The organism is Streptomyces sp. NBC_01446 (assembly GCF_026340095.1).
Classification (GTDB): Bacteria; Actinomycetota; Actinomycetes; order Streptomycetales; family Streptomycetaceae; genus Streptomyces; species Streptomyces aureus.
Map to the genome: position 1 here is coordinate 508,005 of NZ_JAPEPO010000001.1, position 16,019 is coordinate 524,023.

The window sequence follows — 16,019 nt, forward strand, 5'->3', positions numbered from 1 at the left end:
CGGGTCAGGTGTGCGTGATGAGGTAGGCGGGACCCTCTCCGCGCCTGGCATGTTCGACGGCGTCGAGACGGGCGTAGTCCCGTGGCGCCATCAACTCCTGCCAGTCGACGAGGTCGTGGACGGCCCAGATGTCGTGTTCGGCGGGATCGAGGCGGATCCGGCGAAGCTGGTCCGCGGTCAGCCGGCCCCCGTCGAAGATGAGACCCACCTTGTTCAGTGGCATGCGCGGTCCGGCGTGCAGGAAGTGCGTCAGGAGCAGCCGCGGCTCCTCCAGGCCGAGTTCGAGACCGGTCTCCTCGACGGCTTCGCGCCGTGCGGTCTGGAGCGGGTCTTCCCCTTGCGTGTCGAGGTTGCCGCCCGGGAACTGCCAGAGCCGGGATCCGTAGACCGAGCGCAGCTGTACTGGACGGTCGTGTTCGTCACGGACGTACAGGCAGCCGTACACCGTGTGGTGGGGGACGGTCTGCGCGTACTGCGTGGGTGTCATCGGCATGGGGCGGCCGGGCCGCGCGGGGCTGTGGTCGAACTCGAAGGCGAGGGGGCCGAGCGCTTCCTTGGCCGTCGGGTAGATGGCGCGAAGGGTGAGCAGGAGTTCCTCGCGCGGACCGTCCGGGTCGATGCGGTCGGCATCCTCCGCGCTGAGCAGATCCTCGAACGAGGCGTACGAGGAGATCCGCTTCACGATGACGTCGACTTCCCGCTCGCTGTCCCGGTCGTGGAAGACGATGGCGTCCCCGACCTTGACGGCCGCCTTCTGCGGGGTAGCGACGCGAACCTCGATCGTCTTGCGTCCCGACTCCACCTGCCCGTAGTAGGGGGCCATGAGGTGGAAGTGATGCTCGCGCCGGGCGGCTGCTTCTTCCCCGCTGTGCGCACACGACGGGTTGCCCTGCGCCGCGACGTGCGGTGCGGCCTCGTCCTGGCGCGGCCCCCGCAGGACGAGGAAGACCAGCCCGTCGGCATCATGCCGCTCCGCAGCCGCCCAGCGACTGTGCAGGCGTGCAAGTTCGTCTTCGGCCAGGGCGATCCCGCGCCGCTCAGCGGGGGTGTCGGCGGCGAGCGGCGTGATCAGCACGAGGGCACCGCCTGGCCGAAGCCGATGACCCAGCACGTCCGGGCTGCGGTCGCGGTAGGTGAGAAACGGAGCGACGAGTCGCAGGGTGATCAGGTCATAGCCGCCGGCGTTCAGCGAGGCTCCGTCGTCGCCCTCGATGTCGAGACGGAGCCAACGAGCAGCGCCACCGTGGCGGTTCCGGGCTTCGGCCAGGGCGGTTTCCGACCAGTCGACGGCGTCCACGGTGTAGCCGGATGAGGACAGGTGTGCGGCGAGTTCGCCGGTCCCGCACCCGACGTCGAGAGCCAGCGCCTCACCGGCGGGCGGTAGATGTGTATCGAGCAGCGTGCGTTCGGCGTCAGTGAGCGGCCGATAGCGGCGACCTTGGGTATAGCCGCGGTCCCATTCGTCCTGCGTGGTGAACATGTGCGACGGCAGGCCCTTCTCGGTAGCGGTTCTGGCAAAGGCAGGGCGGCTGAATCCGGTGGTAGCTGCCTGGTGCCGGTCGTTCGGATGCGGACTTTGTCAGGACCAACCCATGGGGGCGTAGAGAGAGCCGCGGGAGATGGCTTCCAAGGCGACGCGCGCGTAATCGACGGTGGGCTCGGGCAGTGCGTCCAGCGGCCACCACTGCCATTTGGTGCAACACTCGGGTTCGCGCACGACGGGCTCGCCCTCCCAGTGGGAGGGAGCGAAGAACAACTGCACCCGCGGAATCGGGCTCCCGGGGTCGAGCAGGTCCAGGACGTGGATGAGCGACAAGTCACCTACAGGAATGCGCAGTCCGGTCTCCTCCTCCGTTTCCCGGACCATGCAGGTGACGGTGGATTCCATGTCTTCGCGGTGGCCGGCGGGGAGGTGCCATGTGGAGGGGGCGAAGGCGCTGCTTGGGTGGCGTTTACCCAAAAGGACGGCGCCGTCGCGGATGAGGACGAGGTGGGCGCCGACGATGCTGCGGCTGCGGTGGTCGCGCGGCTCACGGACTTCCTCAGCCAGCTGGTGGCGCAGGGTGCGCGTCTCGTCGAGGTCGTCGGCGTGGGGTGTCGTCACGGCGGGCCTTTCGTGCGAGCGGGTCATGCGGGATCCGCGACGGTGGGGCAGAGGGATTCGGGAGGCTGGCCGCGGGGGCGTACTGAACTGGCCCTCATAAACGGGGCGTTGCCATCGCCAAGCTGCGGGACAGCTTCGCGATAAGCGCGGACCTCCCGAGCATGCAGGACCGGCTTGGGCGCCACTTCCACGTAGTGGTCGCCTGTCTCCGTGCTCACTCTCCACACCAGTGAGTTCTCGCGGGCGTGCGAGGAGTCGTGCACGGACTCGAGGGGGCCGAGGATTGCTTCCGTCCAGGACGCGAGAGCGGACGGAAAGCGTGTGGAGTCCGTCATGCCCGGTACCTCGTATCGGGACGTGAGCCGTCGGCGAGAGCGCCGGCAGGGCGGGCGCGGGTGTCCAAGACAGCATTGGTCTTTTCGAACTCAAGATGAACCAGCGCGGGGCGGCGTGCGGGACGCATGGCAATTCCTCGGGATGAGATCCGGACGAGTGATCGGGTAACGGGGTGGTTCTTGTCGCCGTCACGGGTACGGGAGGGCGAAATGTAGGACCCGCTTTCGAATACCGGGCCGTGCCTTTGTGTGTCCGGGCGCGGGGGCTTGTGATGCTGCGTTCGATCACTCATGTGGGTTCCGGTACCTCCTCTGGGGGATTGTCGGTCGCAGCTACGTGGTCGTCGAGACGTCAGATCCGGCCGCAGTGCTCCGGCGACCGCGACGGCCGCGGAGGCCTAGGCGCGGGTTTGGCAGGTGCGCCATAGGGTCTGTGCGACCCCGTGACGCTGCCGGGGATCGCACTTGGCGGCCGGGCGGTCATCGGCAGCTCGCCATGCCGGATCGTTCGACGCGCGCATGGGTGGCACGCACGCGGAGAATGAAGGAAGGATCTGTTGCCAGGAACACCTCGCCCTCTGACCTGCAGAGCGGCGGTGGCCCCCTCGCGAAGGTGGTGGCGATGCCGACGTGGCGATTGCGGGACTTCCACGATGACGACCTGGACCGCGCCATCCAGATCTGGGACCAGAACCAGCAGGCGGACGAGGCACCTGCCGTTTTCCCTGTGTCGGAGGTGGTGACCGCAGCCAGGGCCGGAGGACCGGCCGTGGTGGCGGTGGTCGGCGACGAGCTGGTGGGCGTCGCCGTGGCGCAGGCCTATGGCGAGCGCGGCTGGATCACCGTGGTGGCCCTGGCCTCGACGTGGCGCAACCGCGGCATCGGCAGCTCCTTGATCGCCGAGCTTGAGCGGCGCCTGCGGTCACAGGGAGTCCGCCGGATCGGCGCTCTCCTCGCGCCGGGGGCGACGGGAACCGCAGCCTTGGAAAATACCGGCTACCGCGCCCGGTCCGGGCTCGTCTTCTACGAGAAGGTCGAGCACCTCGGCGCGAGCGACGCCGGCCTCCTTGCGGAACTCGGGGGAAGGATGCTTCCCAAGGGTCTGTGGGACAGCCTCGCGGGAATGGAACGGGAGAAAGAAGCCATCGAGCGGCGGATCGTGCTGCCGCTGGCCCAGCCCGTGCTGGCCGAGCAGTACGGAGTGAGGCCGCCGAAGGCGGTCATCCTCTTCGGGCCGCCGGGAACCGGCAAGACCAGCTTCGCCCAAGCGGTCGCCTCGCGGCTGCAGTGGCCTTTCGTGGAACTCTTCCCCTCGCGGCTGGCCTCGTTCCAGGAGGGAGGACTGGCGACCTCGCTGCGGGAGGCATTCACCGAGCTGGCCGAGCTGGAGACGGTGGTGCTCTTCATCGACGAGGTCGAGGAGATCGCCTCTGTCCGATCCGGTACGGCTGTCGACCCCAGTCACGGAGTCACCAACGAACTGCTCAAGCTGATCCCCGGCTTCCGCGACCACGACGACCGCCTCCTGATCTGCGCCACGAACTCCGTCCGCTCCCTCGATCCGGCGTTCCTTCGCCCTGGTCGTTTCGACTACGTCATCCCCGTCGGGCCGCCGGATCCAAAGGCTCGTTCGGCGGTCTGGCGACGCTACCTCGGACCCGCCGCCATCCATGTCGACCTGCACCGTCTGGTGGAGGCAAGCGCAATGTTCACACCGGCCGATATCGAGTTCGCCGCTCGCAAGGGTGCCCAAACCGCCTTCGAACGCGAAGTCGCCCAGGGGAAAGGCATCCCCATCGGCACAGAGGACTACCTGCAGGCCATCGCCGAGACCCGTCCCACACTCACCGACCAAGCGCTGAAGGACTTCGCTCAGGACACCGAGGAATACGTGCGCATGTGACATCGAGGCACACACCGCAGACCCGGCAGGCTGCCTTCAGCGTCGGTCGCTTGCGCGCTGTCCGCTCCGAGGTCACCGACCGGATGCTCGTCTTCAGCCAGCGCCGCCTACGCACCGTGCTGAACGAGTACGCCCAGCAACGGGCGAAGACCGCACCGCGGACAACAGCTGCACCCGCCGCGACCCGATCACCCCACCGCGAACCTCGCCCACGAGAGCATAAAGCGCCGCCCAGTCCTCGGCGGCCTCATCAACGAGTACGAGCGAGCGGCGTAGAGATGCAGGTCAGCACGACCCCCACTGTGGGAACCCCACAGCCCCTCACGAGTCCCCTCTCACTCTGAGCCTCAGCTCCGCACCCCGCTCGCCGACCTTCAGCGTGACGCGTTCCGCCGGCACGTCGGAGTCGATCTCCGGGTAGTCGTCGCTCGACACGCGCAAAACAAGCCGGTGCCCTGCCTCCACGCGGTAGTGCGTGGGCCAGATGTGGATGTCCATGGCGTGATAGGCGCCCGGCGTCACCGGGGAGAGCGCCGTGTGCCCGCGGCGGTGGCTGGCCTTGAGCCATCCCGCGGTGATCCTTGTGGCGGCTCCATCGGGCGCTTCGTCGAAGAGCACCGCAGCGATATTGCCGTCATCGGCGGTGAACGCGGCGTCGACGGCGAAGGTGCTGTCCCCGGCAAGGACCATGTCGCGGGCCAACGGCCGTGTGGAGAAGCGGTTTTGTTTCCCCTGTGCGGCGCGGTGGTCCCCGTGTTGACCTCGAAGGAGGCCTCGCCGCCAACGCCGGGTGCGGGCTTCAGCGACCCATCGGCGCGCAGCGCGAGCGTCAGGGCGTGGCGCCCATCTGACCGATGCGGCCGGTGGAGCCGGGGTGCTGGGCCAGCCATTCGATCGCGTCGTAATTGTCGCGCTGCTCTTGCGGGCTGAAGGGGTCGACCGTTCCCGGCGAGGTACCTGATCCTCTGGCCTGGCAGACCAGGGCGTTGTAGCCGCGGCGGACGAAGTAGGCGGCACCGGTGCCGAAGTACTCCAGGTTCGCGGCGTAGGCCGTGTACTCGTACACGATGCCCGGGAACGTGCCGGTGGCCGGCTTTCCGTCGGGGCTCGCGGGCCGGGACAGCTGAGCGGCCAGGTAACTTCCGTCCCGAAGCGGCACTTTGACGTCCTCGCGTACGACACCGTACGTCTCCGGTCTGTCGTACGAGAAGAACGGGTCGGACGGCACCGAGGTGGCTGGGGGTGTCGCTGCCGCGGCCCGGGTGGGGGCGAGAGCCGCCGTCAGAGCGCTGGCAGCGCCGAGTGCGCACACTGTGCGGCGGCGCAGCGGCACCGCGTCTTCAGGAAACTGCATGTCGACGTGTCCTTAAGGTCGTCCAGAGTCGTTCAGAGGGATATGGCACCGGTGAGCAGGGCCGCGGCGGTCATCACGAGGGTGGTGCCGAACGCCCAGCGGAAGATGAAGCGCTGGTGCTCGCCGAGTTGGACGCCGCTCATGCTGACGAGGATGAACGTGGAAGCGGTGAGCGGGCTGAGGGGGAACCCGGTGGTCATCTGGCCGAGGATCGCGGCCCGCGCGATCTCCGCCTGGTCGCCGCCGAACCCGGATGCCGTGTGGGAGAGGACGGGCAGCACACCGAAGTAGTAGGCATCCGGGGTGAAGGCGAGACTCAGGGGCATGCCGGTGACCGCCACGAGCGGTGCAAGGTGTCCGCCGAGGGAGTCGGGCACGACGGAGACGAGGGCCTGGGCCATCTCGGAGATCATCTTGGTTCCGGTCAGGATGCCGGTGAACACACCTGCCGCGAAGATCATCGTCGTGACCAGTACGACGCTCTTCGCGTGCTTCTCCAGGAGCGTCTGCTGAGCTTCCCAGGTGGGGTGGTTGACGACGAGGGCGAGCGCGAAGGCGATCACGAACAGCACGGGCAGCGGCATGGCTTCCGTGACCAGGGCCACGACGAGGACGACAGTAAGTACTGCGTTGAACGCGGTGAGCAGGACCGGCGGACGTGTCACCGACGGCACCAGCGGGGTGCCGAGACCGTCTCCTGCTGTGCGTACGGCGGACTCATGCTCCTCGTGCAGCCCCGGGACGGCAAGGCGGCGCTCGCGCCGGCCGATCCAGTACGAGGCGAGCAGCACCCATACAACGCCGCAGGCCATGGCGGGCATGACCGGCGTGAAGACGTCCGAGCTCTCCAGCTTCAGCGCCGCCATGGCCCGCACGGTCGGCCCACCCCACGGGATCAGGTTCATCACGCCCGCACCCAGGCAGACGACACCGGACAGGACCAGTGGGCTCATGCCGAGGCGCTTGTAGACGGGCAGCAGGGCGGAGACCGTGATGAGGAAGGTCGAGGCGCCGTCGCCGTCAAGGGCCACGCACATGGTGAGGACGGCGGTGCCGACGGCGATGCGCGCCGGATCCTTGCGGGCGATCCGCAGGATGCCGTTGATGAGCGGATCGAAGAGGCCGACGTCGACCATCAGCGTGAAGTAGAGGACCGCGAAGGCGATCATGATGCCGGTCGGGGCGACCGTGGCGAGCCCGTCGAGGATCATGTCGCCCATGTCCCCGGCGAAACCGCCGACGAGCGCCGCCAGGACCGGCAGCAGCACGAGAGCCACCAGGACAGAGACCCGTTTACTCATGGTGAGCACGAGGAACAGCCCGATCGTGCAGAAACCCAGCGCTGCCAGCATGGTTGTCGCTCACCTTCTCCTACCGTCGCGCACCGTCGCGCGTGTCTGCCCGGCTGAGTGACGAGTCTCGGAGCAGCGGAGGATCGGCGTCCAGCATCAAACCGAGATCTATCCATGCGGTCTGCGCATCAATGACAGCCGCAGACCGTACGCTCGTTCGCCATGGACAGCACTCTCCGTCATCTCACCGCGTACGCAGCCGTGGCCCGGGCGGCCAGTTTCACGGCGGCCGCCGCCCAGCTGCACGTCTCCCAGTCCTCGCTCAGCCGCGCGGTGGCCGACCTGGAACGACAGTTGGGCACCCAGCTACTCGAACGCGACACCCGCAACGTCGAGTTGACCGCGGCGGGCCGGGAGGCACTGCGGATAGCCGAGCAGATCGTCAACGCCCACCGGTCGGGGATGAAGGAGCTGCAGCGCTTCCTGCTCGGCGAGGCGGGGAACGTAGCGGTGGCCACGCTGCCATCGGTCGCGGCGGTGCTGCTGCCCCAGGTGATCCTGGAGTTCCGGCAGCAGCGGCCGCAGGTCGCCGTGCAGATCATGGACGGTCTGGAACAGTCGGTGCTGAGCCGGGTCCTGTCGGGCGACGCGGACTTCGCGATCACCACCACCGGTGAGCCGTCGGGGCAGTTGGAGCACCGCCCGCTGGTGCGCGACCGGTTCGTCGCGGTGCTGCCGCGGGACCATCCGCTGTCCGACCTCTCCGAAGTCACCTGGGACGAGCTGGCCCGTGAGCCGTTCCTCGCCGTGGGCCGCGACTCCAGTGTGCGGCGCCTGACCGACGCCGCGTTCGCCCAGATCGACGCACGCTCGGCGCCGTCCGCGGAGGCGGGCAACGTCGCCACGGTGGGCGGCCTCGTGGCGGCCGGGCTCGGGGTGACCGCGATGCCCGCACTCGTGCTGCCACTGCTCGGCGCGGGCCCGGTCGTGCACCGCCCACTGGCCCAGCCGACCGTGCACCGGCGCCTGGACATCGCCCTGCGCGCGCAGCGCCCCCTCCCGCTCGCGGCCGACCGGTTCCTGGAGACGCTCCAGGAGTGCCGCACGCGCCGGCATCCGTTGCCGCCCGGGGTGTCCTGGGTCTGACCCAGCCACCCCCCTGCACTTATGCGGTAACTGCAAGGATTCATCGTCATTTCTTGCTGGACGCACATGTCAGCGGCTGGGCAAGCTCAGGAGCACCGCAGTCAAGCGAGCCGGGGAGCAGCAGTGTCGATCAATCAGCAGGAATCCGGCGGCCGGGGCCAGTTGCACGGCCTGAAGGTGGTCGAGTTCGCACACGTGGTGGCCGGTCCGCTCGCCGGGTCGATGCTCGCCGACCAGGGTGCGGACGTGGTTCATGTAGAGCCGCCAGGTGCCGGCGACGCGGCGCGCGCCATGGGCCCCAAGAAGGACGGTCATCCGCTGTGGTTCAAGGTCGCGGGCCGCAACAAGCGATCCGTCACCCTCGACCTCCACCAGGAGTCGGGGCGGGAGGTCGCCCAGCGCCTGGTCGCGTGGGCCGACGTGGTGATCGTGACGTTGCGTAACGGGCGCCTGCGCTCCTGGGGGCTCGACTGGGAAGCAGTGCATCGCGTCAACCCGAAGGCGGTACTGCTGCAGATATCCGGCTTCGGCGCCACTTCGTCGCGAGCCGACGAGCCGGGGTTCGGCAAGGTCGGCGAGGCCCGTAGCGGTGTGGTGCACCTGACCGGCTTCCCCGACACCCCTCCGGTGCACACCGGCTTCTCGCACGGCGACGCCGTCACGGGGCTCATGGGCGCCTACGCGGTACTCGCCGCGCTGCACCGCCGCGACCACGACCCCGACTTCGACGGCGAATGGATCGACCTCGCTCTCTTCGAGCCGCTGTTCCGGCTCGTGGAGTGGCAGGTCATCGTCCACGACCAGCTCGGCACGGTGCCCGAGCGCTCCGGCAACCAGCTCGCCGTCGCCCCGGCCGCCGTCATCAACACCTACCGGTCGCGAGACGACGAGTGGATCACGGTGACGTCGGCGACTCTTCGTTCCGTACGCAATGTCGCCGCGCTACTCGGCTACGACGAGGCCGAATTCGCCACCCCGGAACAGCAGTTCGCGGGACGCGGGCGGCTCGACGAAGGGCTGCGGGCCTGGGTGGCCGAGCGGACAGCGGCCGAGTGCCTGAAGGCGTTCGCCCTGGCTGAGGTGGTGGCGTCGCGGGTGTTCAGCGCGGCGGACATCGCCGAGGACCCCGTCTACGCCGAGCGCGAGGACATCGTCACCATCGACGACGCCGACCTCGGCCCCGTACGGATGCAGTCGGTCATCCCGCACTTCCGGCAGCGGCCGGGCGCGGTGTGGCGGACCGGCCCCGCCCTGGGGCAGGACAACGACCTCGTCTACCGGCAGTGGCTCGGCCTGGACCCGGATCACCTCACGGACCTGGAGAAGCACGGTGTCGTCTGAACCCACAGCCCCGCCCCGCCCGCTGCTGCGGTCCCTGCTGTTCGTGCCCGGCAACCGGACCACCGCCTGGCTGCCCAAGGCGCGGGCGGCCGGGGCCGACGCGGTCATCCTCGACCTCGAGGACGCCGTGCCCGAGGGCGAACGCACGGCAGCACTCCAACAGGTGGCCGACGCCGTCACCCAACGGGCCACCCAGGGAACCGCGTTGTTCGCCCGCGTCCCCCCGCTCGACAGCTGGGCCACCGCCGATGAGCTGCGCAGCCTGTGCGGGCCCGGTCTGACCGGGATCGTCCTGCCCAAGGTGACCGGCCCCGACGACGTTCGCATCGCCGACCGACTGCTCGGCTGGAGCGAGCGCGAACACGGTCTGCCCAGAAACCACTTCGCCCTCCTGCCGATCTTGGAGAGCTCCGCCGCACTGCGCGACGCCCACAGCTGCGCGTCGGCCGCCGCCCGTGTCGCCTACATCGGCGCGGTCACCGGAGCGGGCGGCGACGTCGAGCGCGCTGTCGGCTACCGCTGGAGCCCCAGCGGCGCTGAGACGCACGCCCTGCGCGCCCGCGTCCTGCTCGACGTACGGGCGGCGGGCACGCCCCATCCGGTGGCCGGCCTGTGGACCCGTATCGGCGACCTCGACGGACTGCGCGCCTTCGCCGAGCAGAACCGGGCACTGGGGTACGCGGGCATGCTGGCGATCCACCCGTCCCACGTGCCCGTCCTCAACCAGGTCTTCGCGCCGGGCCCGGACGAACTCGCCCGCGCGGCACGGCTGATCGCCGTCATGGAGGAAGCCCAGGCGCGCGGCGTGGGCGCGGTGACTTTCGACGGGGAAATGGTGGACGAGGCGATGGCGGCTACCGCGCGGACGCTGCTGGCGCGGCACACCTGAGTCTCCACTCAGTCCCGAGCGGTCCCGCAGGCGCCCGGCCTTGTGGCGAGCGATTGGCAGCGGCTCACCGCGTACGGCCTCACCAATCGTGGACGGTTCCGTCCTGCAGGCGGTTGACGGGCAGGTAGGCCGCCTCGTAGGGGTGAGCAGCGGCCATTTCCTCGTCCAGTTCCACGCCGATGCCGGGGGCTTCGCCCGGGTGCAGGTGTCCGTCGGTGAAGGTGTAGGCGTGGCGGAACACCTCGTTGGTCAGTGCGGTGTGGCCCGAGTACTCCTGGATACCGAAGTTGTGGACCGCCAGGTCGAGGTGGACCGCCGCCGCCATGCCGACCGGTGAGATGTCCTCCGGCCCGTGGATGGCGCTCTTGATCTGGTACTGGGCCGCGAAGTCGAACAGCTTGCGCAGTGGCGTGACGCCGCCGAAGTGGGTGACCGCGGAGCGCACGTAGTCGATCAGCTGCTCGGTGATCAGGGTCTGGTAGTCGTACACGGTGTTGAACACCTCGCCGATGGCCAGCGGCGTGGTGGTGTCGGCCCGCACCAGGCGCAGCGCCTCCTGGTTCTCGGCAGGGGTGCAGTCCTCCAGCCAGAAGGGCCGGTACGGCTCCAGGTCCTTGCCGAGCCGGCCCGCCTGGACGGGGGTGAGCCGGTGGTGCGCGTCGTGCAGCAGGGGCAGCTCGGCGCCGAACTCACTGCGTACCGCGTCGAACACGGCCGGGATGTGGCGCAGGTAGGCGTCGGTGTCCCAGTCCTCCACCAGGGGACGGGCCTGCTGGTGCAGGACGGCCGAGCCGGAGTCGTCGGTGCTGTGCACGCCGTACACGGCCTTCAGGCCGGGGACGCCCGACTGGATGCGGACGGCCTGGTAGCCCTCGTCGAGCTGGGCCCGCACCGAGTCGAGGAGTTCGGGGATGTCCCGCCCGTTCGCGTGCCCGTAGGTGCGCACGCGGTCCCGGCTTGCTCCGCCCAGGAGTTGGTAGAGCGGGAGGCCGGCGGCCTTGGCCTTGATGTCCCACAGGGCGACGTCGACGGCGGCTGTCGCCGCCATGGTGACGGGCCCCCGCCGCCAGTACGCCCCGCGGTACAGGTACTGCCAGGTGTCCTCGATCCGGTGGGGATCGAGGCCGAGGAGAAGGGGCGCGACGTGGTCGGTGAGGTAGCTGACGACGGCGAGTTCGCGCCCGTTGAGGGTGGCGTCACCGAGGCCGGTGAGGCCGTCGTCGGTCGTCAGCTTCAGGGTGACGAAGTTGCGTCCGGGGCTCGTGACGACGACCTTCGCGTCGACGATCTTCATACGTGTGCTCTTTCCGTGGGATGGAACGGCGGGGCTAGCCCTTGGTGGCGCCCGAGGTCAGGCCCGCCACCAGGTACTTCTGGCCGAGGACCGCGGCGATGACCACGGGGACGGTGATCAGGGTGGAGGCGGCCATCAGGCCGCCCCAGTCGGTACTCGCGTAGGAAATGAAGTTGAAGAGGGTCACGGGCACGGTCTGTGTGCGGTCGTCGGCGAAGACCAGCGCGAACATGAAGTTGTTCCAGCTGAAGACGAAGGCCAGGAGCGAGGCGGTCGCCGTGCCCGGCGCGGCGAGTGGCAGCGAGATCCGCCAGAAGGCGCCGAAGGCGCTCAACCCGTCGGTACGGGCCGCTTCTTCGAGTTCGACGGGAAGTCCCGCGAAGAAGCTGATCATGATCCACATGATGAGGGGGACGGACACGAACATGTGGCTGAGGATCAGCACGGTGTAGGAGCCGACCAGGCCCATCTGCGCGAACAGGTAGTACCACGGCACCAGCAGTGAGATGGCGGGGACGATGCGCGCGACGAGGATGAGCGATCCCGTGCGGTGCATGCTGAATCGGCCCACGGCCCAGGCGGCGGGCACCGCGATGACGGCGGACAGGACGGTGGAGACGACGCCCACCAGAAGGGAGTTGCCCATGGAGCGGACGATCTGCCCGGCCTCGACGACACTGCGGAAGTTGTCGAGGGTGGGGGTGAACCACAGGCCTACGGAGGGGTCGGTCACCTGGAGGTTGGTCTTGAACGCGGCGGCGAACATCCACACGAGCGGCAGCGCGAAGACCAGGGTGACGAGCCCTATCGCGGTACCGCGCAGCCAGGCCAAGTGGCGGCGCCTGCGGGCGAGTTGGGCGATCTTCGGCCGGGCGGCTGGGGTGACGGTGGCACTCATGCGTTCTTCCTTCCGCCACGGCGGCGCAGCAGGACCACGACACCGATGATGAACAGCGTGAACAGCACCAGGACGGCGGCGGCCAGGCCGTATTCCTGGTAGTCGAAGGTCAGCCCGTAGGCGTAGACGTTGAGCGTCTCCGCCTCGAAGTCCGAGCCACCGCCCGCGCCCTTGGTGGCGTAGAGGATGTCGAAAGTCTTGAGGGCGTCGACGGCACGGAGCACGAGTGCGGTCGTGAGGGTGGGGCCGAGCATGGGCAGGACGACGTAGCGGAAGCGCTGCCAGGCACTGGCCCCGTCGACGAGCGCGGCCTCCTCGGGCTCTTCGGGGAGCGTGGTCAGGCCGGCCAGCAGGAGCAGGGTCATCATCGGTGTCCACTGCCATACGTCGATGAGCATCAGCGTCGGCAGGGACTGGCCCACCGAGCCGAGGAACTCCTGGCGGGGCAGTCCGAGACCGGCGAGCAGGTGGTTGGCGATGCCGTTGGTGGGGTCGAGGATCAGCAGCCACAGGATGCCGATCGCGACCGGTGTCGCGAGCAGCGGAATGATCAGGACGGTGCGCACCCAGCGCATGCCGCGGAACGGCTTGCGCATGAGCATCGCGAGCGCGAGCCCGAACACCGTCTCCAGGACCACCGCGCCGACTGTGAAGACGATCGTGCGGCGGACCGCGGGCCAGAAGCGACGCGCGTCGCCCAGCGCGTCGGCGAAGTTGCGCAGGCCGATGTGGCTCTTGTCGGCGTTCACCGCTCCGAACGCGTCGGTCAGGCTGAGGTCGAGCGTGAAGGCGAGCGGGAAGACGATCATCAGGCCGACGAAGAGCAGCGCCGGGGCCAGCATCGCCCACTTCAGGCGGCGGTTGGCCTGTTCGAAGGTGCGCGGCGGTCGGGTACGGCGCGCACCTCCGCTCACAGGGCGGGCGTCGGCGCGGGACGGGGAGACCTCGGTGGCGGTCATCGGGACTCCTTGTGGCGGTTGTCGCGGACGAGGAAATCGGCGAACTCCGCGTCCGCGTCCCGTACGACGGGCCGAACGGACTCGCCGAGAATGCCCGCGACGAGCGGGCGCCCGACGATGTCCCGGGCCCGGCCGACCTGGAGAACACGGGGGCGGTCATAGCCCAGACCCCGCTTCGCGTTGAGGCGCATGGCCTCGACGAGATCGGGCGGGAAGGACCTGAGTGTCTTGGAGTTGGCCCACACGGAGGTGCGCGCTCCGGGGATGCCGTCCGCCTGGAGAGCCGCTGACATCTCGGGTCCGGCGGCCCACTTGATGAACTGCCAGGCGTCGTCACGCAGGAGGGAGAACTTGTTGATGCCGAGGCTCCAGGACGCGATGTTGTGCGGCCTGGCACCGGCCGGTCCCGCGGGGAAGGGGGCGAATCCGACGGTGTCCCGTACGGTCCGGCTCGCGATCTTCGGGTCGAGGAAGTTGCTGTAGATCGCGTCGGCGTCGATGTAGAACGCCGCCTTGCCCTGCGCGAAGATCGGCATGGCCTGTTCGAGGCTCATGTTGGTGGCCCCTGGCGGCCCCGCTTTGCCCAGAAGGTTGCCGTAGTACTCGTACGCGGCCAGCGCCTGCGGGCTCCCGATGCCGGACTTGCCGTCGATGACGAAGTCGCCGCCGTGCGAGTAGAGGAAACTGGACCACTGGGACACGGCGCCGTTGCGCTGTCCGCGGCCCACGTAGCCGTAGAACCCCCGCTTGCGTCGCGTGAGTTCCATTGCGGTGGACATCAGCGCGTCCAGGGTGCGCGGGGGTCCGCCGGCGTCTTGGACCAGGTCCTTGCGGTAGTACAGCGTGGGTCGCTCGGTCACCACGGGGACGCTCAGTACTTTGCCCGCCGTCAGGGAGACCTCGCGCGGCGCCTTTTGGAAGTCCGTCCAGGCGAACTCGCTGTCGCCCTCCACCCGGTCGGTGAGGTCGGCGAGCCAGTCGTTGTGCGCGAAGAGGAGCTGGTCCTGGAGCGCGCGCACCATCATGACGTCGACGTCGGTGCCCGACGCGTTGAGTTTGACGTTATAACTGCTGGTCAGCTGGTCGGCGGTGAGCAGGGTCAGGGAGACCCGGCGCCCGATGCGCTCCTCGAACTCCTTCGTCCGCCGCTTGATCGCCTGCGACCACACGTGGTTGATCGCCATGATCCGCAACGGAGCACCGGCCGACGGCTTTCCGGCCCTTGGTGAACACGCGCCGAGCGCTCCGGTCCCTGCGGCTCCAGCGATCCCCGCGGCCAGCCTGCCGAAGGAGCGGCGGCTCAGGAGCCGGCTGCTCGTGGACATCGTTGTCCTCGTCTCTCTGCTCTGGAACGTTCTACAAGTCCTCACTACCTGCCCTACCCGGTCCAACTGGTAGTACCAGTTGGACCGGACAGGACCGTAGCAGGCTCCTCACGTCCGCAACACCCCTGAGAGAAAGATCCACAACCCTCAACTGCGAGCGCGCCGACCACCCTTGGCCCGTCGGCGCTGCCACGGCCCGCCTGCACCGGCTGCCGACGGCACCCGGTCCAGCCGAAGGCTCAGCGCCCCCGCGCCGCCCGTTCCAGCAGAGTCTCGATGTGGTTGCGCGCCATGGTGTCCACCTGCACGTCGAGGTCCGGCCCGTAGGTACGCAGCCCGAGCATCAAGTGCTCCCTCATGCGTGCGCCGGCGAGTTCCACGTCGCGTGCCTCGATCGCCGCGAAGATCTCCGGGTGGTGCGGCACCCCTTCTTCACCGATCGACGGGTCCGAGTTCGAACGCAGCATCATCTCGAACATCATTCCGCTGATCGACGACAGCATGATCCGCAGCACCGGGTTCTTGCTCGCCACCGCGACGGCGTCGTGGAAGTCCATGTCGGCCTGCGCCTTGACCACGACATCGGTCGCCGACTCCAGGGCGTCGCACGCTTCACGCATCGTCGCCAGGTCTTCGTCGGTGGCGTGCCGGGTCGCCAGTCGCACCATCTCGACCTCCAACGGGAGTCGGGCCTCGATGAGTTGACGGACCGTGGGCCTGCCGGCACGGTACAGCGCGTCGTATCCCCTGGCCTGTCCGGAGGTCTGCTCACGCACGAAGGAACCCCGTCCGGGCGCGACCTCGATCAGATGCTGGGCCTCGAGCCGCCGCAGCACCTCCCGTACGACGTTCCTGCTGGAGCCGAACTGGGCGGCCAGCTCACGCTCCGAAGGCAGCTTCGCTCCCACCGCGATCTCACCGGACCGGATGTCGTGCTCCAACTGGCGAGCGATGCGCTCCGTCAGAAGCCCGCGCTGTGCGGGGTCGGCGACGGGACCCGCGGGCGCGGAACTGTGAGACGAAGAACGGTCAGACGACGGCATGGACGCAGCGTACAGCGAGGTCCGGGCCCCGGTCGGGGCAACGATCTTGCTCGTCGCCGCTGCGGCTCGGTCGGCTACGGCCGAGGTCATCGGCGAATGCGCGCAACGCCGCTTCACCGCCGCGGCGGCCGGGGAC

14 protein-coding genes are annotated in these 16,019 nt (G+C 68.9%); 4 read left to right on the plus strand and 10 right to left on the minus strand.

The genetic code is table 11. From position 1 onward, the window contains the following. Positions 1–4: 4 nt before the first annotated feature. Together OG456_RS02280 and OG456_RS02285 are read right to left on the minus strand one after the other, a co-directional pair. Positions 5–1,480 (minus strand): methyltransferase, encoded by a 1,476-nt coding sequence (locus OG456_RS02280; protein ID WP_266556719.1) that lies wholly within the window; start codon positions 1,478–1,480, stop codon positions 5–7. A gap of 99 nt (positions 1,481–1,579) precedes the next feature. After that, positions 1,580–2,131 carry an NUDIX domain-containing protein gene (locus tag OG456_RS02285; protein WP_266556721.1) on the minus strand — a complete coding sequence of 184 codons (552 nt, stop codon included), beginning with the start codon at positions 2,129–2,131 and terminating at the stop codon, positions 1,580–1,582. A gap of 930 nt (positions 2,132–3,061) precedes the next feature. Here OG456_RS02285 and OG456_RS02290 point away from each other — a divergent pair. Continuing rightward, positions 3,062–4,342 (plus strand): ATP-binding protein, encoded by a 1,281-nt coding sequence (locus OG456_RS02290; RefSeq protein WP_266568999.1) that lies wholly within the window; start codon positions 3,062–3,064, stop codon positions 4,340–4,342. 321 nt (positions 4,343–4,663) lie between these two features. Here the strand turns inward: OG456_RS02290 and OG456_RS02295 are convergent, their stop codons facing one another. From OG456_RS02295 to OG456_RS02305, 3 genes are read right to left on the minus strand one after another with little or no spacing between them, the layout of a single operon-like run. After that, the gene (locus tag OG456_RS02295; RefSeq protein WP_266569001.1) at positions 4,664–5,248 is read right to left on the minus strand and encodes a CocE/NonD family hydrolase C-terminal non-catalytic domain-containing protein; all 585 of its coding nucleotides are present in this window, start codon (positions 5,246–5,248) and stop codon (positions 4,664–4,666) included. Further along, positions 5,172–5,696 (minus strand): CocE/NonD family hydrolase, encoded by a 525-nt coding sequence (locus OG456_RS02300; protein ID WP_266556723.1) that lies wholly within the window; start codon positions 5,694–5,696, stop codon positions 5,172–5,174. Before OG456_RS02300 ends, OG456_RS02295 begins: the two co-directional genes overlap by 77 nt. Before the next feature lie 32 nt (positions 5,697–5,728). Next, positions 5,729–7,048, minus strand: coding sequence for a CitMHS family transporter (locus OG456_RS02305; protein WP_266556726.1), 1,320 nt, complete (start codon positions 7,046–7,048; stop codon positions 5,729–5,731). A gap of 162 nt (positions 7,049–7,210) precedes the next feature. On the opposite strand from OG456_RS02305, the gene OG456_RS02310 reads away from it, so the two are divergent. The 3 genes from OG456_RS02310 (at position 7,211) to OG456_RS02320 (ending at position 10,364) form a co-directional block, all read left to right on the plus strand. Further along, entirely contained in the window at positions 7,211–8,134 is a 924-nt protein-coding gene (locus OG456_RS02310) for a LysR family transcriptional regulator (protein ID WP_266556728.1), read from the plus strand. A 123-nt stretch (positions 8,135–8,257) separates the two neighbouring features. Beyond that, entirely contained in the window at positions 8,258–9,475 is a 1,218-nt protein-coding gene (locus tag OG456_RS02315) for a CaiB/BaiF CoA-transferase family protein (RefSeq protein WP_266556730.1), read from the plus strand. Next, positions 9,465–10,364 (plus strand): CoA ester lyase, encoded by a 900-nt coding sequence (locus tag OG456_RS02320; RefSeq protein WP_266556732.1) that lies wholly within the window; start codon positions 9,465–9,467, stop codon positions 10,362–10,364. The genes OG456_RS02315 and OG456_RS02320 overlap by 11 nt, the downstream gene beginning before the upstream one ends. 79 nt (positions 10,365–10,443) lie before the next feature. Here OG456_RS02320 and manD read toward each other — a convergent pair whose 3' ends face one another. The 5 genes from manD to OG456_RS02345 form a co-directional block, all read right to left on the minus strand. Beyond that, positions 10,444–11,658, minus strand: a complete 1,215-nt coding sequence (gene manD, locus OG456_RS02325) for a D-mannonate dehydratase ManD (protein ID WP_266556734.1) — start codon at positions 11,656–11,658, stop codon at positions 10,444–10,446. 34 nt (positions 11,659–11,692) lie between these two features. After that, complete coding sequence (locus OG456_RS02330; protein WP_266556736.1) at positions 11,693–12,556, minus strand: carbohydrate ABC transporter permease; 864 nt, start codon at positions 12,554–12,556, stop codon at positions 11,693–11,695. Continuing rightward, positions 12,553–13,515, minus strand: coding sequence for a carbohydrate ABC transporter permease (locus tag OG456_RS02335; protein ID WP_266556738.1), 963 nt, complete (start codon positions 13,513–13,515; stop codon positions 12,553–12,555). Before OG456_RS02335 ends, OG456_RS02330 begins: the two co-directional genes overlap by 4 nt. Further along, positions 13,512–14,840 carry a sugar ABC transporter substrate-binding protein gene (locus OG456_RS02340; protein WP_266556740.1) on the minus strand — a complete coding sequence of 443 codons (1,329 nt, stop codon included), beginning with the start codon at positions 14,838–14,840 and terminating at the stop codon, positions 13,512–13,514. The genes OG456_RS02335 and OG456_RS02340 overlap by 4 nt, the downstream gene beginning before the upstream one ends. A gap of 239 nt (positions 14,841–15,079) precedes the next feature. Further along, entirely contained in the window at positions 15,080–15,883 is an 804-nt protein-coding gene (locus OG456_RS02345; RefSeq protein ID WP_266556742.1) for a FadR/GntR family transcriptional regulator, read from the minus strand. Between the last annotated feature and the right edge of the window lie 136 nt (positions 15,884–16,019).